Origin of the sequence: Clostridium vincentii (assembly GCF_002995745.1) — a bacterium.
In the GTDB taxonomy this organism is placed as follows: Bacteria; Bacillota; Clostridia; order Clostridiales; family Clostridiaceae; genus Clostridium; species Clostridium vincentii.
Map to the genome: position 1 here is coordinate 1 of NZ_PVXQ01000009.1, position 24,583 is coordinate 24,583.

Here is a 24,583-nt window from a genome sequence, read left to right on the forward strand (position 1 = left end):
AAATGATCCAGATTTATTTAAATCACTATTTCCATGGAGTAATCTTCCTGCTGAATGCTATTTAAATAAAAAGGATTGAAAATAAGCGGTTAATGACTGTCAACGTGACGAGTTATTAACCGCTTACATATATACTATATTCTCATCATATAAATAAACTCTTACCCATGCCCCTTTTGATGCTTTCATTGCATAATTCCATACCATTGCTTCTGATATCGTATCATTCCCAAGGCACTTATTTATCTTTTTTTCTAATTTACTACCTTTATATGAAATTGATACAACTCCAAATGCAATTGCAATTATTATAAGCAAAAATGATTTTACATCCTGATATAGTACTACATCATAGTTTAAACATATATTTATTATATATATACTCATGTCTAATACAGATTTTATTATAAAGCTTAATATCATACTAAATATAAATAAATGACTTTCTTTTTGATCTTTCTCGTGCTTGTAAATTTGCTTCATATAGAGTGTTATGTATCCAGGTATGAAATATATAAATAGACTAGGTATACTCTCTATTAATTCTTTTATACCTTCCATCTGTTATTTTCCTCCAGGTATACCTGGCTTTGCACTTGTTGGCGGTGGATTCCTGCCTATCCCATTTCCAGTCCTAATTTCTGGCGATCCACCTACTCTATTTCCACCTTTATTTGATGTTCCACTATTCTTATCACTCATTTTGTATTCTCCTTTTATATTTATTTCTCATAAAGTTCTATTTCTACATTATTATATTAAATCCTGCTTTAAATTAAAAAGACACCTATATTTCTATAAGTGTCTAAAATCTTTATTTTTTATTTGCTCAAAACCATTTCTATCTATGTGCCTTTTTAGTATCCATTCTAGTTAATATCAGAGCAATCAAAACTTAATCCACTAAATCATATTACTAATTATTAAAGCAATGAAATGCAAATATAACATGTGCTTTCTTATTCGTTAAAATATTTAATAATAGACTGTATAATCTCATTATAATTACCTTTGTGGTGATTATTCACATCCTTAGTAGATTCAAGCCACTCGATACAGTCCCCCATTGAAAAACTTAGAGTGTAATCTCTCTCTGGATCTACTGTAAATTCAATTGATTTTACATCACATTTATTAAACAATTCAAACTCTATAATTTCATCATCTTCTTCATTAAACTTAACTCTATAAATTTTTGATTCATTAAATATATAAAACAATATTTTTTCAGTCTTTGAAAACAAATTTTTAATATAACATATACTATTATCAGATGCCAAATTTAAATATTCTATTTCCTTAATTAATTCTCTTTCAAATTTAAAATCGTAATTGTTTAATGCATTATGAAGATGTGCAAAATTACTCATCTCATTCATCAACTTCACCGCCTTTCCATAAAATACAATATTCTACAGAAAGAGTAATAATCCTTTATTTAAAATACTCTAGAGCTGTGTAAAAATAAAATATGAAATAACCTCTTTGATAATAATATTATTATTGTTACCACAGCCTTTAAATTTATAGCCAATATAATACATCGCACACACCTTACTAGTTCAGCAAACTATCACATTATGCCACTCTTCTAACTTTCCATATATAAAAAAAGAACCCTATTTCTAGAGTTTCTTTAAATTCCTAAATATCATTTTTTATTAATATTTTCAATGTAGTTTCCTTCAATTGTTTCTTAGTAAACATTATACTATGTCCGTCCAAACTTCCTATGTCTAATGTAAAATTATCGCCATTGTTTTCTAAACTTATATTTTCAAAAAGTATTCTATGCTCCTTTTGCTTTTCATATGCATAATCTTTCCAAAATACTATGTTTTTAGAATTATCTTCAACACTTTTATTTAAGTCCTGTAAATTCATTTTATTATCATAGTAAATTATCTTCTCACCTGACAATACAATATCTTCTTTTTCACAACATGTTTTAATTCTTTCAAAAAAATAGTTTGGCTCAATTACTACTCCAGTATCCCAATAACTTTCATCAAATGCTTCTCCTAAAATCCTGCTAAAATTCAACCTGTAAGTGTTATACTCTTTATCTTTTTTTATTAGTTCTAGATCTTTTTTTAAAATACAGCATGAACAAAAGATAGGTCGCTTATCTAATTCATCACATATTATTTTAGCCTTTCCTTTACCACTAAACATAGTTAAACCATTTTTCGGATTAATACAATAGAATTCCACATCATTTAATATTTGTGCACCCTCATCAACGTCTCCCCTTGATTTATCGCTAAACTTTTTTTCATAATACCTATAGTATTTTAATCTTCTTGTGTACAACCTTCCATTTAGTAATTCTTGCATGTATTCTTTTTCTCCAAACTTTACAATTGCAATTATAACTTCTTCGACATTCATAAATATCACTCTCCACATAATAATTATTATACAAAAACAAATAAATACCTTCTATATATTATAAATATTTATATAAACAAATAAGTTTATGCTTAAAAGCTAATTTATACAAAACACTTACAATTATATATTAATAAAGCACCTAGTTTAATTACTAAGTGCTTTGAAAGATTTCTTTAAGCCTAGTTTCCTTAACCCTAAATTCATATTATTTCACCATTTCATTATATTCTTTAGCATATCTATAACAAGTAGGCTTAGTTATATCTAGCAATTCCTTCACGCTCTCTTTTTTCTTTAATTCACCCTGATCAAATGAGGCATAAACTTTAACTAGCATATTATTAATAGTTTGCATCAGCATTTTATCCATCCCTAATTAACCTAATCCTTTTATTTTACAATTCTATAAAGATAGGTGAATTCTTTTTTTTGCCCACTAAAAAGACACCTATATTTCTATAAGTGTCTAACCCAATAATTCTATTAAAACCTGATAATCTGTTTTATTATACTCATATTCAATGCTACCTATAACTCTATAGAACATTCCTCAAAACCAAATACAATTCTACCTATATATAAATAAGGCGAAAAATAAAACCCGCAAGCATTTCGCTTACGAGCTTTGTGGCAGGGGTAGTAGGACTCGAACCTACAACCAATGGTTTTGGAGACCACTACTCTACCAATTGAGCCATACCCCTTCAAGACAAGTCTGATTATATAATATAATTATGCAAAAATCAACTATTTGTTATCTTTTATTTCAATTATATCATATAATGCCTTGTGATTTTTTAGTATTAACTCTTCTATGCTTACATTTCCATCATAACTTGTCAAATTAATAACCTTATATCCTTCTTCAGTAATTATAGTCCCATTATCCTTTAAAACTATTACCTTATTAGAATCTAACTTATTTTGTGTGATTACATCACTTATAGTTTTATCACCTACTTTTATTGGTGTAATTCCTATTCCTCTATAAAAATAATCTAGTTTATCATCTAAAGCAATAAACTGATATCCTTCTAGCGCCTTTTTATTACGCTTAATTTCTTCTAATGTCTTGTCCAATATTTCTATTGATTTATTATAATTTTCTTCATACAAATCCCTATTCTTTGGATCTTTGTCCTGAACAGCTGCCTTTACATTGTATAAAGCAATTTTATATTCCTCTAACCCTACGGTATAATAAGGATTGTCCTTGGTTTCAGTATCCAGTTGCATTGATATAGGTCTAATTCCTCTAGAAACATTTATTATTCCTAGATTACTTTTTTCTAATTTATCAATTAGAGAAGAACTCCATGGCTCTAAATCATTTCCACTGTATAAAAATAAATCCATATTAGAAATGTTTATTACAGTCTCATCATTAAAAAGGAACTCTTTGCTTCCCTTTTCATCTTTAAACATATATTCCACATTATGCTTGTCCCCTACAATTGCTTTAACCATTTCATATTGAGGTTTATTAGATGTAATTATATTTAAATATATATCTCTTTCTGTATTTCCATTATTTACAGTATCAGCTACTGTTGGATTTGAAAAAGCACCTATTCCTAAAAATAATATCAATGTAATAAATAACATTACAAAGGTTATCTTTTTCAATGTATCACCTCCTAGAATTCTCTAGATAAAATAATTTATATCCTTATATTAAGTATATCAACTATAAACGAAAATAATCCTACAAATAAATTACATTTTTATTTAATTCATTTATACATTTTACATCTTTAGCTTAATTAATACAAGCTAATTACCATTACATTATTCTTAAAATAAATCCAATGAAATATCTTTTTCTAATAAGCCCTTTCTTTTTATTCAAATATGGCTAGAATAATAGGTAGAGCATAATTTGAAGGGAGTTTACATATGGAGTTTAAAGTAAATAATATAGAAGAAACTACAAACATTGCCTTTAAATTAGGTCAATTACTAAACCCTAGTGATATTGTTTGTTTAACAGGAGATTTAGGTACTGGTAAAACTCATATTACAAAAGGAATTGCCAAGGGACTTAATATAAATGATATAATTACTAGTCCAACTTTTAATATTGTTAATGAATATGATAGTGGGAGATTAAAATTAAATCATTTTGATGTTTATAGAGTAAATGACCCTGATGAAATTTATGCAATAGGTTTTGATGACTACATATTTTCTGAAGCCGTTTCGGTTATAGAGTGGGCTAATTATATTGAAGAAATCCTTCCAAGGGAATATCTTCACATACATATATCAAAAGATTTTACTAAGGATGAAGACTACAGAATAATAACTTTAAAAGGTTATGGTAGCAAATATGATTATATTAAGGAGTTGAAAATATGATAGTTTTAAGTGTAGATTCCTCATCTAGAGTGGCTACAATTGCCTTACTTAACGATGATAATTTACTTGGCGAATATATTTTAAATGATAAAAGAGAACATTCGGTTATTCTTATGCCAATGATTCAAAATCTTTTAAAGGATTGTAATTTAACAGTAGATGATATTGATGGCTATGTTGTATCTAAGGGTCCAGGTTCCTTTACTGGATTAAGAATTGGAATGGCGACTATTAAAGGAATGAGTTTAGGCTCAAACAAGCCTTATGTAAGTATATCCTCTCTTGAAGCACTAGCCTATAGCATTTCGCCCTTCAATGGAATAATATGTCCAGTTATGGATGCTTTAAGAGAAAATGTATATACTGCTCTTTTTAAAAATGAAAATAATAAATTTGAAAAAATATTAGATTATACACCTTTAGATTTAGATGATCTTCTTGATATCCTAAAGGAAAAAGATGAAGAAGTCATGTTTACTGGTGATGGTTTAACTAAACACAAGGATTATATAAAAGAGAACTTTCCTAAAGCTCACTTCGCACCTACTCACTTAAGCATAGTACATGCTTCTGCTCTAGGCGAATTAGGACTTAACCTATTAAAGGATGGTATTTTCGATGATCCAAACTCTGCACCTATTTATCTGAAGAAACCTCAAGCAGAAAGAGAATTAGAGAGAAGGATGAAAATGGATGAATGTAAATCTTAGTTTAATGACAAAAGAAGATTTAAATGAAGTTTTAGAAATAAGTTCTGTAAGCTTAAAAGAATCCTGGGATCTTGATTCTTTTTGTAAGGAACTTTCAAATCCTCTAGCTAAATATTTAATTGCCAAGATTAATTATAAAATTGTTGGCTTTGTTGGAGTATGGACTATTATAGACGAAGGCCATATTACTAACATGGCAGTTCATCCAGACTTTCGTGAGAACAAGGTGGGTAGTATTCTCTTAACTTCCTTAATAGAACGTTGTAAGAATGATTGGGGCTGTAATTCTTTAACGCTAGAGGTACGGGCCTCCAACAATGCTGCTAAAGGTCTTTATAAAAAGTTTGGATTCCTTGAAGAAGGTGTTCGCAAAAAATATTATAGAGATAATGAAGAAGATGCTCTTATAATGTGGAAACGTTAATCACTCTTTAATTCATTTATTTCTTTTTTTAATTCTTTAACTTCTCTCATTAAATCATTCATACCTTTTTTCAGCTCATCTAACTCGCCACAGGAACTATTATTAGTGGAATTATTTGAATTACTAGAGCAAAAAGGATTATTTATATTTTTGTTATTAATATTGTAATATCTTCCCGGTCCTGATTGAAGATATTGCTGTTGAGCATTGCAGGTAAGTATGACTTGGCCTAATAATTCAAGCCAATTGCCTACTGCATTTTGTACATTAAAAGGCATATTCCCAGCCATAACACTTCCTAAAAGTTCCCCAATTACAGTAAATAATTGGGGATTTAAATCTTGAAATCCTCCAGGTATATCATCACAGCCTTCTGAATCATTATTATTTTGTGATTCTCCTGATTTATTTGAATTAGCCCTTCCAGTATATCCACATTTTTTTGCAAAATCTTCAAAGTTATTAAATTCATTAAAGTCCATAAGTACCTCGTGTAAAATATCTTTCTCTAATATGTTATTCTTATTTTGTAATACTTCTACTTTTATATCCATAATAAAATAGACCCATTAAAGATTTCCTTTAATAGGTCTATTTCGGTAGGTTTATATATTAATTTCATGGATATACTTCTTTTTAGTAAGAATAGAAAAAGTTTTTAATACTAAATGCGAGGTCACGCGAACTATTTCCCTTTAATATATGATTTATAGTATGCTCTTTAATCTCATCATATTGGTTAAATGTTTTTTTAGCTTGACTACCATCATTATATACTTTCCAGTAGCCACAAAATAAGCACTTTTTCTCTGTACATTCCATAAAATCTATAACATCTTTATAGGGTATACCCAAAAATAATCCTAATTCATGGGGACAATGATATAAATCATATCTGAACTTTAAAGTTTCAATATATTCATCAATATCTTTATTTTGAGCATATCCTAACTTTTTAAAAAAGTCTTTATAAATTTCTTTAATTATATTTTTTTCAAGCAATTTTTTATTATAAATCATCACTATTATAGCATTTTCATTTTCTCTTAGTTCAACAAAATCCAATTCAATGTCTCTTATGAATTTTCTTCCATAACAAACCCATTTCTCGTATAATTTATCTCCATTTTTTTTAAATGTTACGGTTGAAGCAGATTTTATACCTGCTATAACTTGTGATGTGTTATATACTAAAAAATTTTCAACATAGTCTTTAGCATCCATAGATTTTAGCTTATTATAAAAATCTAAATACACCATAGTCGTTAAATACTAGCCAATTTTTTTCCAAATTCTATACATCGGTCTTCACCTAAGCCCTCAGGTTCATTCTCTATAATTAGAGGGTCCAATATTGACTGGCATCCATAGGATATCATTTTTTCTTCCCAGTCTCTCATCCATTGACCATCTCCCCATCCATAAGAGCCAAATAATGCAACCTTTTTGCCTGAAATCTTAGATGATATCTGTTCAATAAATGGTTCAAACTCTCCTTCTTCAAGAACTTCATCCCCCATAGCTGAGCATCCTAAAATTATAAGATCCTCCTCATTGAAAATATTTTCATCTCCACCACTTACATTAATAATTTCTGCGACTTTTCCGCCCTGACTAATACCTTCAGCAATTAAAGTTGCCATTTTTTCTGTATTTCCTGTACCTGACCAATAAACTATTTTCATTTCGTCCTCTCCTTTCTGTAATAGAATTTCATTCTCACTATAACTTTATACTACATTCTATATTCTATAGATAAACTACTTTATTTAATATTGCTATTGTTATGACCGCATTTTGCCTTACTGCTACAACCGTCACAACCACTACAACCCCCACCTTTTTTTGCTTTTCGGACATTGTATACAATTGTGAAAGCCACAAGGGCAATTACTAAAGCCATAATAATAACATCAACGAATCCCATAATACTAACCTCCAAATCCTAAAAGTGTGGCAACATTAAATACTACGAAGGAAACAATCCAAGCTGTTCCAATCCAGAACGCAATTGTAAGAGCCGTCCACTTTTTACCTCCTAATTCGCCATGAGCTGCTGCTACTGCTGCCATACATGGTACACTTAACAAGTTAAATGCCATAAACGCAAGGGCAGCGGCTGGAGAAAATGATGTTGCAAGAGTAACTGAAAGTGCATCTGAAGCGCCTTGATCTTCAAGGGCATCACCTTCTATACCAGGATTGTATAATACTCCCATAGTAGAAACTACCATCTCTTTTGCAATAAGACCACTTATTGTAGCAACAACAGCCTTCCATCCAAGAGTCCCAGAAGCAAATCCTAAAGGAATAAATAATGGACGAATGAAGTTTCCTACTATTCCTAAAATACTATCTGCACTATTAGCCTGTACCATCTCTAAACTAAAGTTAAAGTTTGAAAAGAACCAAATAACAACTACTGCTCCAGCAATTATTGTTGTCGCACGAAGGACAAAACCTTTTAATTTTTCCCAAAGATGAAGCACAACATTCTTAAATTGTGGTAAATGATATGCAGGTAATTCCATAATAAATGGAGCTGTCTCTCCTTTGAAAACCGTCTTTTTAAGTATTATAGCTGCAATTATAGCTGTAACTATCCCAAGTAAGTAGATACCAAAAACAACGAAATCTGCATTACCAGGAAAAACAGCAACTGAAAACATTGCCCAAATAGGTAACTTTGCTCCGCATGAGAAGAAAGGTGCAAGCATTACTGTTAAACGTCTTTCTTTAGGATCTTCAAGAGTACGTGTTGCCATCATTGCCGGTACTGAACAACCAAAACACATTAATAATGGCATGAAAGCTTTACCGGAAAGTCCGAATCTACGAAGAACTCTATCCATTAGGAAAGCTGCACGAGCCATATATCCTGAATCCTCCATAATTGATAAGAATAAAAATAACATTAAAATTTGTGGTAAGAAACTTAGAACAGCATCTAAGCCTGTAAGGATACCATCAACAACTAGGCCAATAAGCCAGGCTGATGCCCCTATGTTTGCTAATACGTCCCCTGTTCCGCTTATAAGAAATCCAAATAATTGCCCAACAGCACCTTGTAACCAAACCCCTGGCGACAAAATTCCTTCTTCTAAAACTCCGAATTTATTTAGAAATAATAAGTCCTCAGTAAATATTAAATGAAATGCAATAAACATGAATAATAAAAACAGTGGTATACCTATCCATCTATTAGTTAATACTTTGTCAATCTTATCAGATTTTGTTAATTCATTTGATTTTTTAGTATGTTTTATTATACCTTTGCAATTTGCTGTAATATATTTATAACGTAAATCAGCAACTGCAGCTTCAAAATCTCCCTCTAATTCTTCTTTAAGTGAAATTGTATTTTTAACTTTCTCTATCTTAGGTAATAAATTAGCAAAATCTTTTTTACTTAACTCATCTCCTTCTAATAATTTTACTGCCTGAAAAACAGGATGTAATACATTTTCTTTTTTCAATAATGATACTATTTCACCATATTGATTACTCATATCAGAATTTTCTAATACTGACTTTCCTACTCTTTTTGTTTTAGCAGTAGCATAAGCTTTTTCCATTAATGATTTAATTCCATCTGATCGTAAGGCACTAATTGGAATTATTGGTACTCCTAATTTAAATTCTAGTACCTTTATATCAATTTTAGTTCCATCCTTTAAAACTGAATCCATCATATTAAGTGCAATAACTACAGGGCAATCTATTTCTAGAAGTTGCGTTGTTAGGTATAAATTTCTTTCTAGGTTAGTTGCATCTATAATATTAATTATAAGATCTGGTTTCTCATCTATAATATAATTTCTAGTTACAATTTCTTCTGGAGTATAGGGCGATAATGAATATATTCCTGGCAAGTCAACTATTGTAACTTTTTCCTCAAGTTTTTTATACATCCCTTCTCTACGGTCAACGGTAACCCCTGGCCAGTTACCAACATGGGCTGTACTTCCTGTTAATCCGTTAAATAGTGTAGTTTTTCCACAGTTTGGGTTTCCTGCTAGTGCAAATCTCATTAATTTATCCCTCCACTTGTATTCATTAATATTATTTCTGCTTCACTTTTTCGAAGGGATAACTGATATCCTCTTACTGTAATTTCTATGGGATCACCAAGCGGTGCAACTTTACGCATAGAAATTTCGGCACCTGGTGTTATTCCCATATCTAAAAGTCTTCTTCTTATTCCCCCTTGACCAGTAATCCTTACTACAGTTCCAGTCTCACCAGGTATAAATTCCTTTAAAGTTTTATTCATTATGATTCCCCTCCCCAATTTAATTAACGAAAATTTTTATTGCTAAATCTTTATTTATTGCAAGTTTGCTACCTCTTACTTTAATAATCAAATCTCCTGAACTTTCCGATATTAGAGTTATAATTTCTCCTGGTAATATCCCTAAATTTGCTAAATGTCTTTTTGTTTTATCATCTACCCTTAACTTAGAAATCTGAACGCCTTTACCCATAGGTACTACTACTAATGGCATAATCTTCCCCCTCCTTTATTATTTATGTATAACTATATGAATCCTCTTTATTTTTTGGTATTAATTCTTTCATAATCCTATAATTTCTAAATTTATTATATAACAGTTGAGAACTGATTTCAATAGCTTTTGAAAATTATTATTCATTACCTATAAAATTACTGTTTTTTAGACTATTCCGAGTAGGAAAATACTTTATGGTTAATAATATATTATGACAACTTAAAGTTAGGTGAGATTAATAATGGCAAGTATAACAGGTACAGTGAAATGGTTTAACTCTGAAAGGGGTTATGGTTTTATATCTTGTGATGATGGTAACGATGTTTTCGCTCATCATTCTCAAATTAAAGAAAAAGGCACTAGCAAAGATTTACATGAAGGTGAAAGTGTATCCTTTGATATTCAAGATGGAGAAAAGGGTCCTACGGCTATAAATATTCAAAAACTTTAGAAAAAAAATACTGAGTTATTAAATAACTCAGTATTTTTTATTAATTAACTTATATGTATTTCTTATTACATTAATAATTGTAAGTATATTACATCAAGCCATTTTTCACCTTTAAAACCTACTTCTTTAAAATACCCTGCCTTCTCAAATCCGAATTTTTTATGAAGAGCTAGACTAGTATCATTAGGCATAGTTATTATTGAAATTAAAGTATGTATATCACATTTTTTGCACTCCGCTAATAACTTTTCCATTAACTTTGTTCCTATACCTCGGCCCCTTAAATTAACATCCAAATATACAGACATTTCTTTAGCAAATCTAAAGGCTACTCTAGATTTCCATTCCCCTACATATGCATATCCTAATATTTTATTATTTTCTTCATAGACAATCCATGGATTAGATTTAATGTTTTCCATTATTCTTTTTTCCATTTCTTCTAAGTCAATACTGTCAATTTCAAAGGTTACGTTGCTATTCAATATATAATAATTATAGATATCAACAATTTCCTTAGCATCCTCTATTCTAACATTACGAATCATCAAAATTCTCCCTTTCATTTTTATATAAAATATTATAACAAAAAGATACAGCCATAGGAACTCCTACAGCTTTATATTGATTATAGTTTTTTTAATACTCTTTCTATAATTTCTAATGGTATATCTGAAGGATTTATTTCATAAGGGCAATTCAGTATTACTGTATTCCCTCTAAAATCAAAATAATCACTGCCTTCATCTCCATACTCGAAATTACATTTTTGCAAATCGCTTTTATCGGTTATATCCCGACTCACCTCATTAGCTATAGATATATTTCCTAATGTAATTATTAAATCAACCTCATACTCATCACAACATTTAATTAAAACCCTATTAATTATTTCTTTTTTTTCTGGAATTATACTATATACTGCAATATTAAATTTATTTTTCTTAAAATAATCCTCTACTAATTTTCCGCTTATGTCCTCTTCTTCTCCTGTATACCCCTTGTCATTTATAACTATAACACACACCTTATACATAATTCCTCCTAATTCTGAACTTTGATATTATAGTGCTTTTTATTAATAAATAGTGTTTCTTAGTTTGTTATTTTTGTTTTCTCCTATTATATATATTCACTACTTTTAAATTTATTAAGTAAAAAATCATCTAACAAGAATAATTTTCTTATTAGATGATTCTCTCCCTCTTATTTGTTTAATACTCTTATTAGTTTAATATTCTTCTAGCTCTTCCTATTTTGCTCCAAGGAACAGTAACTATTCTTATATTAGCAGTTTGATTTGGCGATTCTATCCACTGATTATTCCCTAAATACATACCAACATGTTGTAAATTCGAATAAAACAATAGATCACCAGGTTTTAAACTATTAAGAGATACTTCTACTCCATTTTCTATTTGGCTATAAGTACTTCTTCCAATGTTTATACCAGCCTGTTTAAATCCCCATTGCATTAATCCTGAGCAATCAAATGCTCTATATCCTTTATTTACATAGCTGTCTGCTCTAGTGTACATTCCCCTTGAATTCTGCGAAGAAAAACTTTGCTTCAAACTATTTAAGGATGCTGTTGTTAATAATTCTCCAGACCCACCCCAAACATAAGGACTACCTAGGTGAACCTTCATTGCATTTAAAATAATATTGTAAGAAGTTGTACTTGAAGCTTGTCCATTTCCACTAGTACTATCTTCTATAAATTTTATATATTGCCCGCTAACATATCCAATCTTTCCATTGTATATTATCCTTATGAAATCTCCATTTTTCCCGGTTACTTCTACAGTCTGTCCATTCAATAAATATCCTAAGACAGCAGAACTTGTATTCATTGATGTCCTAACCCTTAAATTACTTGTTATATTAATAACCTGGCCTTTTTTATTTAAAACCTCTGTTGAATTTCCATTGTTAGTATTAGTACTAACAGGAGTAGTGTTAACAGGAGTGCTACTACCTGAAGCTATCTTTTGGATATATCCTTTAGATACATACCCTTTATTGCCATTATAATCTATTGAATACCAGTCTCCAGATTCACCTTTTATATTTACTTCTTGCCCTTGATATAAATATCCTAAAACAGACGAAGATGTTGAATTTGAGGATCTTACTCTTAAGCTTGAAGTAATATTCACAACCTTAGCCTTTTCTATGGATTGAGTTGATGTAGCTACACTGGGTGTAGTTACAACAGGCGTAGTTACGCTATCACCTGATGTCTCTTTCACATAATCTCCATGTATAAATCCTACTAAGTTTCCACTCTTTATATTATACCAGCTTCCACTTTTTGATATTATATCAAAGGTTTGTGCATTTGTTAAACTTCCAATAACTGCTGAGTTAGTACCTGATGATTGCCTTATATTTAAGGTACTGCTTATGTTTACTACCTGTCCTTTTTGAGTAGTTGATATACTACTAGCTGCTGCTTCTGACTTTATATATTTCTTTGATATATATCCGCTACTAGAATTAAATTTTATTTTATACCAATCGCCCTTTTCTCCCTGTATTTCAACTTTTTGTCCATTATATAAATATCCAATAACACCATAATTAGTGCCTGAATCCGATCTTACTCTAAGATTTGTAGTCACATTAATAACAGTACCCGTTGTGGTATTCGCACTGCTTGTACTACTTATAGAATTCTCATAAGTATTAACCACTTTATTTTCCGTTGCCTGTACTTCTTTGTTAGAAAAAGTTATTCCTCCTACAATTGTAGATGCAGCAGCTATAATCCTTATAATATTTTTCCTATTCAATGCCTTTTCCCCCTTAAGTATCATATGATTTTATTATACCTCCTTTTGGGATAAACTTCATCGTTATCCAGGAACTTTTTCTATTTTTTCTTCTATTAGATGAAAAAAAGAGTGCCAAAGCACTCTTCAATATCTAACTAACTATTATTTTACATTTCTTTACTTAATTCTTTCTTTCTATCGAATCCGCTATCAACTTTAAATATTGCAACAGAGACTTTTTTATATACAGCAAATGTAACTACAGATACTAATACAGCCTTTATCCCATTAAATGGTAGCAACCCTGCTGTAACATATTTCAATGTATCTTCTGCATTTAATACCATTCCAAATGCAGGCAATAAGAAATATACATTAGCTATAATAGCTACTATTCCCATAGTTATTCCGCCTACAATCATTCCAATTATAGCAGTCTTTTTACTTTTATTACTATGATAAATATAAGCAGCTGGTACTACTAATGATACACCAACAATAAAGTTTGCAATTTCACCAACAAACCCTGTTTGAGTTCCCTTTAGTAATAGATGTAAGACAATTTTTAAAGCTTCTATGGTAATACCTGCAACAGGACCAAAAGCAAATGCTCCCATTAGAACTGGTAATTCGCTTAAATCCATCTTAAGCCATGGAAAAGCTGGTAACATTGGAACCTCCATAAACATAAGTACTACTGCAATTGCTCCTAATAGCGAAATTTTGATCATTTTATTTAAGTGTGTGTTTGATTGATTCATTTTTTCACCCTCCCAAAAGTGTCTCTTCTGGGGTAGCTTATTAGAAATAGTAAAGTGGCTACGCCACGTTTTCAAATTGAAAATTCTATACATTAAAAAAGCCCTGACGATAATTCGTCAGGGCTTGATAACAAAACTATAGAACTAATTTCTAATAGTTACCTTCTTTCATCCAGACTATACTGTCGGCCTCGGAATTACACCGAATCAACTAAAAATTTAGTTCGCGGGCTATACCGCCGGTGGGGATTTACGCCCCGCCCTGAAGATCTTTTTATTTATATTATATATCTTTATTTTTTATTTGACAAGCCTCTATTAAAATTATTCTATATCCTTCATTGTTAATCCAATTCTTTTTCTTTTTATATCAACATCTAAAATTTTCACTTTTATTACATCCCCAACTTTAACTATATCTAAGGGATGATTTACAAATCTATTTGCCATTTGACTCTTATGAACTAATCCATCTTGATGTACTCCAATATCAACAAATGCCCCAAAGTCAGAAACATTTCTTACTGTTCCCATAAGAACCATGCCAGTTAGTAAATCCTTAAGATCAATTACTCCAGTTTTTAAAATTGGCTTTGGCATTTCATCTCTTGGGTCTCTACCCGGCTTTTGAAGTTCCTTTATAATATCCTTTAAAGTTAACTCTCCAATTTCAAGTTCTTTAGAAAGATTACTAATACCTTTCTCTTTAACTCTTTCTTCTATATCTACAAGACCTTTATTCTTGAAATCACTAGATGAATATCCTAATATATCTATTAGTTTTTTAGCTTCCTTATAGGATTCTGGATGAACAGAAGTATTATCTAAAGGTTCCTTACTTTCAACCACTCTTAAGAAACCTGCGCATTGCTCGTATGCCTTTTGTCCAAGCCTCTTAACCTTTAACAATTCTTTTCTACTTTTGAAACTTCCTATCTCATCTCTATAATCAACTATATTCTTCGCAATAGTTTTATTTATTCCAGATATATGGGTTAATAACGCTGGTGTCGCAGTATTTAAATCAACTCCTACCTTATTAACAGAATCCTCAACTACACCCTTTAAAGACTCTTCTAATCTTTTTTGGGTGACATCATGCTGATATTGTCCCACTCCAATAGACTTTGGATCAATTTTCACTAGCTCTGCCATTGGATCTTGAAGCCTTCTACCTATAGAAATTGCTCCTCTTACTGTAACATCAAGATCTGGATACTCCTTTGTTGCCATTTCAGAAGCTGAATATACCGATGCCCCTGCCTCTGAAACAATTACATAAGCTAATTCTCTGCCAGTTTCTTCTTTTATTTCACTTATCATTTCAGCAATAACTTCTTCTGATTCTCTTGAGCCAGTTCCATTACCTACAGATATTACATCTACATTATGTTTTTTAATAAGAGCCTTTAAAGTTTTCTTTGTTCCTTCAATATCTCTTCTTGGAACTGTTGGATATACTGCTACATTTTCCAAGAATTTCCCTGTACTATCTAGAACTGCTATTTTACATCCAGTTCTAAAGCCCGGGTCATAACCCATTACTGTCATACCTTTTATAGGTGCTTGCATAAGTAGTGCTTTAAGATTTTCTTTAAATATCATTATAGCTCCTACTTCACCTTTATCAGTAAGTTCATTCCTAACTTCTCTCTCAATAGAAGGAAAAATTAACCTCTTATAAGCATCCTTAATAGCTAATTTTAATTTTTCATCAGTTATTTCATTTCCTTTAAGTAATTCTCTTTCTAAATAACTAATAATCTTATCTTGATTTAGAATTATTTTTACAGAAAGAATCTTACCCTTTTCTCCTCTGTTGATCGCTAATATTCTATGTGGTGGAATTTTTTTAACTTCCTCATCGTAATCATAATACATTTCATAGGGAGTTGGATCCTTTGATTCACCTTTTGATTCAATATGTCCATCTCTCATTACCATTTCTCTAATGTATTTTCTATACTTAGCCTCTTCTGAAATTCCTTCAGCAACTATATCTAATCCTCCTGATATAGCTTCCTCTAAATTATTCACACCCTTTTCTTCATCTATATACTTACAGGCTTCCTCATCTAGATTACCTTTAAAGTCTCCTTGAATAATTAACTCTGCCAAAGGTTCTAATCCCTTTTCTTTTGCTATACTTGCTCTGGTTCTCTTTTTTTGTTTATAAGGCCTATAGACATCTTCAACTTCTGTTAATGTCTCTGCTTTATTTAAAGATAAAGTTATTTCCTCAGTAAGTTTGCCCTGCTCTTCAATAAGTCGTGATACATCTGATTTTCTTTCTTCTAGACTCCTTAAATATATTAACCTTTCTGATAGCTTTCTTAAAACTTCATCAGAAATTCCACCCGTCCTCTCTTTTCTATAACGTGCAATGAAGGGCACAGTGTTCCCCTCATCTAATAATTCAATAACAGTATTTATTTGGCTAAGCTTTAATTGAAGCTCCTTCGCCAATCTCTCTTCTATATTTACCATAAGTTCCTCCTAAAATTAAATAAACGTGCCATATCTATTATAAACTTTTTTTATGTTTTAACAAAATAAACTTTTTTATGCTTTAACATATGAATTTGTAAATTATTTGCTATAGTACTCTTTCATATTATGTAACCTTCTGATATAATTATATTGTAAATATTTAACAGTAGGTGATTTTATGAATAAAATGATTTCAAAAATAGTTTCTTTATCTTTAGTTATATTAATAACACTATTAACATTGGATTATTTTAGAATAGTCTCTTTTACTAAGGTGCTTCGTAATTCCTTTTACTTAGTTACAGTTATCTTGATAGTTTTTTCATCGACAATAGCAATCTGCACAAGTAAATCTGGATTCAATAAATTTATTAATTATATTATTCTAGTTGCTACTACAGCAGGTTTATTGATATATGTAATAACAAGTAAACTAAACAACGTATTATATATAGCTTTATTATGCACAATTGTCTATGCGTTAATGGACATGCTAATTAAAAGTCCTGAATAATATATTCATATTATCGCCCCACAATTAATAGTATTAAGTAAACTATTAATTATGGGGTAATTCTATGAAAAAATCATTATATCTTGTTTTTACAATGCTATCCCTTTTAGGGTTAGTTACCAGCCTCTTTTTAAAGAGCTCATATTATGAGTTTAATTCTTCCAACGTAAAAAACAATATAGAATACTTATCTTCTAATGATTTTAAAGGAAGGCTAGCAGGTTCTGAAGAAAATGAAAAAGTTGCAACCGAGATTGCTAGTACTTTTAAAGAATATAAGCTTGCCCCCTTAGGAGAAGATTTTAAAGAAAACTTTACTGTAATGGTACCTACTCCTAATGGAAATGAATGTTCCTTAAGACTGCTCAACGGTTCTTCTGTAGTTAAAAAATTTATTTTAGGTACTGATTTTAAAGAGGATCTTCTGAATTTCAACGAAAGCTCCATAAGCTTTTCAAAAGAAGACAAAATTGATATTTATCCTACATCCTTTTCTATTTTTAAGGATAACATTGAATATGTTTTCAAGGTATCCTTTGATAAAACCTTTTCTTTTAGAAGTTCATTTAATGAAAATTCTAGTTTCGGATTTCTAATTCAAATTAATACCTCCACTTTTAGCGAAATACTAAATTCTATCCGAGAAGGAAATACTTTAGATGTTAAACTTCCCTATGCAGTAGAACCTAAGAAAATTTCTAATGTAACTGCTGTGATAAAAGGCTCCGATAGTAATCTCTCTCCATTAATTTTAACTTCTCACTTTGACCACATCGGAACTGACTCTCTTGACAACATTTATTATGGGGCTTTAGACAATGCTTCTGGGGTATCCTTTATGTTAGAAGTGTGTAGAAGTTTTTCTACCTTGAAAATTCCTAAACGAGATATTATATTTGTTGCACTTAATGGTGAAGAATTAGGATTACAGGGTTCAAGAGAATTTGCTTCTAAATATGAAGACTCCTTAGAAGGAGCCCAAGTAATTAATCTGGATATGATTGGCGCAAATAACACTCCTATTACTTTTATGTCTGGACTAAATTGTGAAAATAAACCTTCAGATCTTTTAAAAAGCTTAGAGGAAATTTGTTCTGATAATGATATCTCCTATGTGGAATCCTATAAAAATTCAAGTGATCATGCTAGTTTTATATATTGTGGATTTGATTCTCTTACTATTTCTCATAGTGACTTATCTAATATTCATTCTCCAAAGGATACCTCCGAAAAAATATCAATTTCTTCAATTGATATTGCCTATTCTTTAGTAGAAGATAAGATTATAAATCATGCTTACAGCTCTATTATTCTAATATTATATAAATCACAAACTATAATTTTATTCTCAATTTTATCCTTTATTTTAATAGGCTATTATTTTTACAGGGTGCCTCTTGATGATATACAACTAAAAAAGTGAAATAAATAAGTTAGCTCTTATTTACTTCACCTTTTTTATTAACTCATCTATTCTTCTTCGTTCATTATTCCCATTTTGTCAAATATGATATATAGAATACTAAGTACCATAGCTACAATAGTTGCAAGACCCATCCCCTTTAATTCTATAGAGGCTAGAGTTAATTTTATTCCACTTAATCCAACTATAAAAGTTACTGAGGTAAGTATTAAATTTCTTGACTTAGCAAAATCAACTTTTTCCTCAATAAAAGTTCTTAATCCTGATGTAGCAATAGTTCCAAATAATAATAAACTAACTCCACCAATTACTGGTGTAGGAACTGTACTAATAATTGCTGACATTTTACCGGAAAATCCTAATATTATTGAAATTATTCCAGCTCCACAAATTACATATACACTATATACCTTGGTAAGTGCCATAACTCCTATATTCTCTCCATAGGTTGTTGTTGGTACTGATCCAAACATACCAGATATTAGTGTTGATAATCCATCTCCTAGTAGCGATCTATGTAGACCTGGGTCCAATGTTAAATCTCTTCCTATAATGCTACTAGTTACTTTTAAATGTGCAATATGTTCTGCTATAACAACAAATGTAGCTGGTAATATTGTTAATATAGCATGCCAATCAAAGTGAGCTATTTTTATGTTAGGAGTTGTAAAAAAGCTTGCACTGCTTATTGTAGAAAAATCTACAAGTCCCATAATGCATGCTGCTATGTATCCAACGACTACGCCAATTAATATTGGTATAACCTTTAAAAATCCTTTTAATAAAATATTAGAAAGTATAATAGTTATCAATGTTATCATTGATACTATAACCCAAGTTATATTAAGTTCTGGAGAATTACTTCCTCCCACTGGGAACCCCGCCATATCTGCAGCAGAACTGGCTAATTCCAATCCTATTATTGTTACTACTGCTCCCATAGCTGCAGGTGGAAATAGTCTGTTAATCCATCCTATACCAGTATATTTTATAATAATTGCTATTGCTGAAAATACCACTCCGACTGCTACAAATCCCCCTTGGATAGTCTGGAAATCATAACCTTGAGAAGTTAGTAAAAACACTGGCGATAAAAAAGCAAAACTTGAGCCTAAATATGCTGGTATTTTCTTTTTCGTAATAAACGCATATAATATTGTTCCTACTCCATTAAAAAACAGTACCGTAGTTGGGTCTACATTAAAAAGAATTGGTACTAAAATAGAAGCTCCAAACATGGCAAAGAGATGTTGAAAGCTTAAAGGGATTGCTCTCTTTAGGGGAACCTTATCTGATACATCAATAATTGAATTTTCATCTTGTATTATTTCTTTGTTTTTCATATTTTCTCCTCGCTTCTTCTAATTTTCAAGTTTAAATATTATTGTGTATGCTAATGTATTTATTGTTGCACATATAATTAAAATCACAATATTATAGTTTAATTCTAGAGTATTTCTCACGAATAGGTAACATATTAAAACCACAATAAATATTATAAATACCTTTGTCATCTTTATTTTACCCTTTTTTCTTCTTATAATTTTTTTCATCATTTCCTTATCTAGACCTTCATTTAGATACTTATTAGCTAGAACGATGCTAGTTATATAGGTAACTATATTACCAATAATTCTACTTATAATATAAATAAAGATTGATGTAATTAAAATTATATAATAATTTTGAAAATCCATAGTGAAATTCATCAATATACTTATTCCCTTGAGTAACAAAACCATAACTCCTGAAAATAATGCCATTACAGGAATTATACCTATTAAATCAAAAAAGGATCTCCCTACATATCTTTTCAATCTATCGTTGGATCGTAAATTAAAAGAATTGTATATAAAAAATAGCGAAAAGGATATTACTATTAATAATAAAACTGGTATTATGTATCTATCCATAGTATTTCCTCCTAAATCACCCTAATTTAATATTCTCTTATTTATGCCTTAAATTTTACTAGTTGCTAAATATCCATTAATAAACATATCTATTTCCCCATCCATAACAGCTGTCACATTTGAAGTTTCAATATTTGTTCGGTGATCCTTAACCATGCTGTAAGGATGAAATACATATGATCTAATTTGGCTACCCCAGCCCATATCCTTAAGTTCTCCTGTTAAGTCCTCAATCTTTTCCTTATGAGCTCTTTCCTTTAACTCTATAAGTTTAGATTTAAGCATTGCCATAGCTGTGTCTTTGTTTTGAAATTGACTTCTTTCATTTTGACACTGTACTACTATTCCAGTTTTTATATGTGTAATTCTTATTGCGGATTCAGTTTTGTTTACATGTTGCCCACCAGCTCCACTTGACCTAAAGGTATCTATTCTTAAATCATCTGGTCTTATATCTATATCTTGATCCTTTGTAAGCTCTGGTATTACTTCAAGGGATGCAAACGAGGTTTGTCTCTTTCCATTAGCATTAAACGGCGATATTCTAACTAATCTATGAATACCCTTTTCAGCCTTCAAATATCCATAAGCATGCTCCCCTTTAATCTTTAAGGTTACACTTTTAATACCTGCCTCATCTCCATCTAATATATCTAATGTCTCTACCTTAAATCCTTTTTTTTCACACCATCTGGTATACATTCTAAGGAGCATTTCAGTCCAATCATTAGCATCTGATCCTCCTACCCCTGTATGTAGGGTTAGGATGGCATCATTTCTATCATATTCTCCGGATAATAAAAGCTCTATTTTATATTCAGAGACTTCTTTTTCTAATGCTTTTATTTCATTAATAATTTCATTAGCTGAAGATTCATCATCCTCTTCCATTATGTCCTTAAGTACTTCTACATCTTCTACTCTACTAATTAAACTATTATGTCTATCTAATTTATCCTTCAAACTTTTACTTTCCTTTGTAATTTCCTCTGCTCTTTTAATATCATTCCAGAATTCAGTTTCCTGCATTTGAAGTTCTAACTCATCAACCTGTTTTTCTAAAGCTCCCTTGTCAAAGTGAATCCCCCATTTCTTCTATGTTTGATTTAATACTGGCAAGCTTGCTTATTTCCTTCTCTAGCTCAATTATCATATATATTCACCTCTTATTTTTATTAAAAAGGCTAGCCAAAATCCAGGCTAGCCTATACTTTTTATTATACTTCCCTACCACAGCAGTTCTTATACTTCTTACCACTACCACATGGACAAGGTTGATTTCTACCTATTTCAACTTTCTTTCTTATAGGTTCTTTTTTCGTAGGTTTTGATTCTGCATCTCCTGAACCTACATGAGATGCCCCAGTTTCCTGTGCAACTCTTTCTCTTTCTGGAGCCTTTTCCATTTGAACATGAAACATATATCTAACTGTATCTAGTCTAATATTTTGAATCATTTCTTCAAACATTTCACTACCTTCCATTTGATATGCTTGAACTGGATCTTGTTGCTTAAAGGCTCTAAGTCCTATACCTTGTTTTAGATGATCCATATTATCTATATGATCCATCCACTTTGAATCAACATTTCTAAGAAGGATTACTCGTTCGATTTCTCTCATTCTTTCAGAACCAAATTCAGATTCCTTACCTTCATAGATTTCAGTAGCTACTTTTATATATTTTTCTGTAATCTCTTCATTAGAGAGGCTTAAAATATCTTCCTTATTAACTCTATTTGAAGGGATACAAAGGTCATCAAGATAAGTTATCAACTTTGTAACTTCTTCTTCAATTTCAGCTTCTTCTTCAACTCCATTTAAGTGAGCTAAAACTGAACTTGTTATTACTTCCTTTGTCATGTTGAAGATTTGATCTTTAAGATCTTCTCCTTCAAGAACTTCTGATCTTTGCTTATAGATAACTTCTCTTTGCATATTCATAACATCATCATAGCCTAATAATGTTTTTCTTATATTAAAGTTATTACCCTCCACTTTCTTTTGAGCATTCTCTATTTGCTTTGTGATTATCTTATTTTCAATGGCATCATCATCTTCAAGACCTAGTTTTTCAACAACTGCTTGAATTCTTTCTGATCCAAATCTTCTCATTAATTCATCTTCTAAACATATATAGAATTTAGATGTACCTGGATCCCCTTGTCTACCAGACCGTCCTCTTAACTGATTATCAATTCTTCTTGACTCATGTCTTTCAGTACCAATGATTTTAAGACCTCCGACTTCTACAACACCTTCACCTAGCTTAATATCTGTACCTCTACCCGCCATGTTAGTTGCTATAGTTACATTTCCAAGATCACCAGCATTAGAAATTATCTCGGCTTCTTGTTCATGATACTTAGCATTTAAAACCTTATGTGGTACTCCTTTTTTCTTTAACACTTTTGAAAGTGCCTCAGATTTTTCAATACTAATTGTTCCAACTAGGACTGGCTGACCAGTCTTATGTGTTTCTGCTATGTCTTCTACTATAGCATTAAACTTGCCTTTTTCATTTTTATATATTAAATCTGTATTATCCACTCTAACTATATCTTTATGTGTTGGAATTAGGATAACATCTAGTCCATAAATTTCTCTAAATTCATTTTCTTCTGTTAATGCAGTACCTGTCATACCTGATAACTTTTTATACATTCTAAAATAGTTCTGGAATGTAATGGTTGCAAGGGTTTTTGATTCTCTTTCAATCTTAACTCCTTCTTTAGCTTCAATAGCCTGGTGAAGTCCATCAGAGTATCTTCTTCCTTCCATAAGTCTTCCTGTAAACTCATCTACAATAATTACTTCTCCATCTTTAACCATGTAGTCTTTGTCTACCTTCATTGTACAATTAGCTTTTAATGCTTGAGTAACATAATGTTGAAGAGACATATTATCAGCATCTGCATAGTTATCAATTTTAAAGTTCTTTTCAGCTTTTTCAATACCTTCATCAGTTAACATTACTGCATTGGCTTCATCATCTAATGTATAATCTTCCTCTTTCTTTAAAGTCTTTACAAAATAATCAGCTACTTTATAAAATTCAGTTGATTTTTCTCCAGCCCCTGAAATTATAAGAGGAGTTCTAGCTTCATCAATAAGAATTGAATCTACTTCATCTACTATACAAAAACTAAGCTTTCTTTGAACCCTTTCTTCTTTATATATAACCATGTTATCTCTTAAATAATCAAAACCAAATTCATTATTTGTTCCATAGGTTATATCTGCACAATAGGCTGCTCTTCTATCATTGTTACTAATACCATGGATAATAACTCCTGTAGTTAGTCCTAAGAATTCGTATACTTCTCCCATCCACTCTCTATCTCTAGATGCAAGATAGTCATTTACAGTAATTATGTGAACACCTTTTCCTGATAATGCATTTAGATAAGCTGGCAATGTAGCAACTAAAGTCTTACCTTCACCTGTTTTCATTTCTGATATTCTTCCTTGATGAAGAACTACCCCACCAATTATTTGTTCTTTATAATGCTTCATTCCAAGAACTCTACCAGAGGCTTCCTTTACTACCGCAAAGGCTTCAACTAATATATCATCTAAGGTTTCTCCATCTTCAAGTCTTTTCTTAAATTCAGAAGTTTTTCCTTTTAATTCTTCATCTGAAAGTTTTTGAATTTCTTCCTCTAGTGCTTCCACTTTATCTGCTATAGGTCTAATCCTATTTACTTCCTTTTCACTATATGATTTAAATAAACCAGTTAATAATCCCATAATTTCATCCTTTCAACTTTCATTACACTTACCTCTTAGTAAGAGTACAAATATGCCTTTATAAATTATAACATTTTGTCATAAGTATTATCAAGAACTATAACTACATAT

Annotated in this window: 28 protein-coding genes, 1 tRNA gene and 1 riboswitch; of the genes, 6 read left to right on the forward strand and 23 right to left on the reverse strand. The window is 30.6% G+C overall.

All coding sequences use genetic code 11. From position 1 onward, the window contains the following. Positions 1-123 precede the first annotated feature (123 nt). The 7 genes from CLVI_RS05660 to CLVI_RS05680 form a co-directional block, all read right to left on the reverse strand. Positions 124-561: a hypothetical protein gene (locus CLVI_RS05660; RefSeq protein WP_106059148.1), complete on the reverse strand. Its 438-nt coding sequence runs from the start codon at positions 559-561 to the stop codon at positions 124-126. 3 nt (positions 562-564) lie between these two features. After that, positions 565-702, reverse strand: coding sequence for a hypothetical protein (locus CLVI_RS17395; protein WP_170065602.1), 138 nt, complete (start codon positions 700-702; stop codon positions 565-567). 257 nt (positions 703-959) lie between these two features. Continuing rightward, complete coding sequence (locus CLVI_RS05665) at positions 960-1,379, reverse strand: hypothetical protein (RefSeq protein WP_106059149.1); 420 nt, start codon at positions 1,377-1,379, stop codon at positions 960-962. A gap of 265 nt (positions 1,380-1,644) precedes the next feature. After that, a complete protein-coding gene (locus CLVI_RS05670) occupies positions 1,645-2,391 on the reverse strand; it encodes a hypothetical protein (protein ID WP_106059150.1) in 747 nt (248 codons plus the stop codon). A 208-nt stretch (positions 2,392-2,599) separates the two neighbouring features. Then, positions 2,600-2,764, reverse strand: a complete 165-nt coding sequence (locus tag CLVI_RS17400) for a hypothetical protein (RefSeq protein WP_170065603.1) — start codon at positions 2,762-2,764, stop codon at positions 2,600-2,602. A 258-nt stretch (positions 2,765-3,022) separates the two neighbouring features. After that, a tRNA-Trp gene (locus CLVI_RS05675) sits at positions 3,023-3,098 on the reverse strand. 43 nt (positions 3,099-3,141) lie between these two features. Then, a complete protein-coding gene (locus CLVI_RS05680; RefSeq protein WP_106059151.1) occupies positions 3,142-4,020 on the reverse strand; it encodes a metal ABC transporter substrate-binding protein in 879 nt (292 codons plus the stop codon). Between the two features lie 270 nt (positions 4,021-4,290). On the opposite strand from CLVI_RS05680, the gene tsaE reads away from it, so the two are divergent. The 3 genes from tsaE to rimI are packed head-to-tail and all read left to right on the forward strand — an operon-like array spanning position 4,291 to position 5,886. Then, positions 4,291-4,752, forward strand: coding sequence for a tRNA (adenosine(37)-N6)-threonylcarbamoyltransferase complex ATPase subunit type 1 TsaE (gene tsaE / locus CLVI_RS05685; RefSeq protein WP_106059152.1), 462 nt, complete (start codon positions 4,291-4,293; stop codon positions 4,750-4,752). Beyond that, positions 4,749-5,462 (forward strand): tRNA (adenosine(37)-N6)-threonylcarbamoyltransferase complex dimerization subunit type 1 TsaB, encoded by a 714-nt coding sequence (tsaB, locus tag CLVI_RS05690; RefSeq protein ID WP_106059153.1) that lies wholly within the window; start codon positions 4,749-4,751, stop codon positions 5,460-5,462. Before tsaE ends, tsaB begins: the two co-directional genes overlap by 4 nt. Further along, complete coding sequence (gene rimI / locus CLVI_RS05695; RefSeq protein ID WP_106059154.1) at positions 5,446-5,886, forward strand: ribosomal protein S18-alanine N-acetyltransferase; 441 nt, start codon at positions 5,446-5,448, stop codon at positions 5,884-5,886. Before tsaB ends, rimI begins: the two co-directional genes overlap by 17 nt. On the opposite strand, the gene CLVI_RS05700 is transcribed toward rimI, so the two are convergent. The 7 genes from CLVI_RS05700 to CLVI_RS05730 form a co-directional block, all read right to left on the reverse strand. Then, complete coding sequence (locus CLVI_RS05700; RefSeq protein ID WP_341458736.1) at positions 5,883-6,440, reverse strand: hypothetical protein; 558 nt, start codon at positions 6,438-6,440, stop codon at positions 5,883-5,885. The genes rimI and CLVI_RS05700 overlap by 4 nt on opposite strands. Before the next feature lie 82 nt (positions 6,441-6,522). Beyond that, positions 6,523-7,110: a DUF3793 family protein gene (locus CLVI_RS05705; RefSeq protein ID WP_242980579.1), complete on the reverse strand. Its 588-nt coding sequence runs from the start codon at positions 7,108-7,110 to the stop codon at positions 6,523-6,525. A 41-nt stretch (positions 7,111-7,151) separates the two neighbouring features. Next, a complete protein-coding gene (locus CLVI_RS05710) occupies positions 7,152-7,571 on the reverse strand; it encodes a flavodoxin (RefSeq protein ID WP_106059156.1) in 420 nt (139 codons plus the stop codon). 80 nt (positions 7,572-7,651) lie between these two features. Next, positions 7,652-7,813, reverse strand: a complete 162-nt coding sequence (locus CLVI_RS05715; protein ID WP_106059157.1) for a FeoB-associated Cys-rich membrane protein — start codon at positions 7,811-7,813, stop codon at positions 7,652-7,654. Between the two features lie 4 nt (positions 7,814-7,817). Then, a complete protein-coding gene (feoB, locus tag CLVI_RS05720; protein ID WP_106059158.1) occupies positions 7,818-9,917 on the reverse strand; it encodes a ferrous iron transport protein B in 2,100 nt (699 codons plus the stop codon). Then, complete coding sequence (locus tag CLVI_RS05725; protein ID WP_106059159.1) at positions 9,917-10,159, reverse strand: FeoA family protein; 243 nt, start codon at positions 10,157-10,159, stop codon at positions 9,917-9,919. The genes feoB and CLVI_RS05725 overlap by 1 nt, the downstream gene beginning before the upstream one ends. Positions 10,160-10,178: 19 nt before the next feature. After that, on the reverse strand, positions 10,179-10,391 hold the full coding sequence (locus CLVI_RS05730; protein ID WP_106059160.1) for a FeoA family protein: 213 nt from the start codon (positions 10,389-10,391) through the stop codon (positions 10,179-10,181). A 244-nt stretch (positions 10,392-10,635) separates the two neighbouring features. Between CLVI_RS05730 and CLVI_RS05735 the strand changes: the two genes are divergently transcribed. Continuing rightward, the gene (locus CLVI_RS05735; RefSeq protein WP_106059161.1) at positions 10,636-10,845 is read left to right on the forward strand and encodes a cold-shock protein; all 210 of its coding nucleotides are present in this window, start codon (positions 10,636-10,638) and stop codon (positions 10,843-10,845) included. Positions 10,846-10,910: 65 nt separating this feature from the next. Here CLVI_RS05735 and CLVI_RS05740 read toward each other — a convergent pair whose 3' ends face one another. The 5 genes from CLVI_RS05740 to CLVI_RS05760 all read right to left on the reverse strand — a co-directional run bounded on the left by CLVI_RS05740 (position 10,911) and on the right by CLVI_RS05760 (position 16,870). After that, positions 10,911-11,393 carry a GNAT family N-acetyltransferase gene (locus tag CLVI_RS05740; protein WP_170065604.1) on the reverse strand — a complete coding sequence of 161 codons (483 nt, stop codon included), beginning with the start codon at positions 11,391-11,393 and terminating at the stop codon, positions 10,911-10,913. An 80-nt stretch (positions 11,394-11,473) separates the two neighbouring features. Beyond that, positions 11,474-11,881, reverse strand: coding sequence for a molybdopterin-binding protein (locus CLVI_RS05745; RefSeq protein ID WP_106059163.1), 408 nt, complete (start codon positions 11,879-11,881; stop codon positions 11,474-11,476). A gap of 190 nt (positions 11,882-12,071) precedes the next feature. Next, the gene (locus tag CLVI_RS05750) at positions 12,072-13,640 is read right to left on the reverse strand and encodes a C40 family peptidase (protein ID WP_170065605.1); all 1,569 of its coding nucleotides are present in this window, start codon (positions 13,638-13,640) and stop codon (positions 12,072-12,074) included. Between the two features lie 149 nt (positions 13,641-13,789). Next, positions 13,790-14,383 (reverse strand): ECF transporter S component, encoded by a 594-nt coding sequence (locus CLVI_RS05755; protein ID WP_106059165.1) that lies wholly within the window; start codon positions 14,381-14,383, stop codon positions 13,790-13,792. Positions 14,384-14,539: 156 nt separating this feature from the next. After that, a riboswitch (FMN riboswitch) is annotated at positions 14,540-14,657 on the reverse strand. A gap of 50 nt (positions 14,658-14,707) precedes the next feature. Then, on the reverse strand, positions 14,708-16,870 hold the full coding sequence (locus CLVI_RS05760) for a Tex family protein (RefSeq protein ID WP_106059166.1): 2,163 nt from the start codon (positions 16,868-16,870) through the stop codon (positions 14,708-14,710). Positions 16,871-17,051: 181 nt separating this feature from the next. On the opposite strand from CLVI_RS05760, the gene CLVI_RS05765 reads away from it, so the two are divergent. Together CLVI_RS05765 and CLVI_RS05770 are read left to right on the forward strand one after the other, a co-directional pair. Then, the gene (locus CLVI_RS05765; protein ID WP_106059167.1) at positions 17,052-17,387 is read left to right on the forward strand and encodes a hypothetical protein; all 336 of its coding nucleotides are present in this window, start codon (positions 17,052-17,054) and stop codon (positions 17,385-17,387) included. A gap of 64 nt (positions 17,388-17,451) precedes the next feature. Then, positions 17,452-18,810 carry a M28 family metallopeptidase gene (locus tag CLVI_RS05770; protein WP_106059168.1) on the forward strand — a complete coding sequence of 453 codons (1,359 nt, stop codon included), beginning with the start codon at positions 17,452-17,454 and terminating at the stop codon, positions 18,808-18,810. A 47-nt stretch (positions 18,811-18,857) separates the two neighbouring features. Here the strand turns inward: CLVI_RS05770 and uraA are convergent, their stop codons facing one another. From uraA to secA, 4 genes are all read right to left on the reverse strand, one after another. Then, on the reverse strand, positions 18,858-20,153 hold the full coding sequence (uraA, locus tag CLVI_RS05775; RefSeq protein ID WP_106059169.1) for a uracil permease: 1,296 nt from the start codon (positions 20,151-20,153) through the stop codon (positions 18,858-18,860). An 18-nt stretch (positions 20,154-20,171) separates the two neighbouring features. Continuing rightward, complete coding sequence (locus CLVI_RS05780) at positions 20,172-20,723, reverse strand: hypothetical protein (protein ID WP_106059170.1); 552 nt, start codon at positions 20,721-20,723, stop codon at positions 20,172-20,174. A gap of 48 nt (positions 20,724-20,771) precedes the next feature. After that, a protein-coding gene (gene prfB / locus CLVI_RS05785) for a peptide chain release factor 2 (RefSeq protein WP_207655332.1) occupies positions 20,772-21,876 on the reverse strand; the annotation gives its coding sequence in 2 pieces (ribosomal slippage) (positions 20,772-21,797 and positions 21,799-21,876; 1,104 coding nt in all). Between the two features lie 64 nt (positions 21,877-21,940). After that, positions 21,941-24,472 carry a preprotein translocase subunit SecA gene (gene secA, locus CLVI_RS05790; RefSeq protein ID WP_106059172.1) on the reverse strand — a complete coding sequence of 844 codons (2,532 nt, stop codon included), beginning with the start codon at positions 24,470-24,472 and terminating at the stop codon, positions 21,941-21,943. Positions 24,473-24,583: the final 111 nt, after the last annotated feature.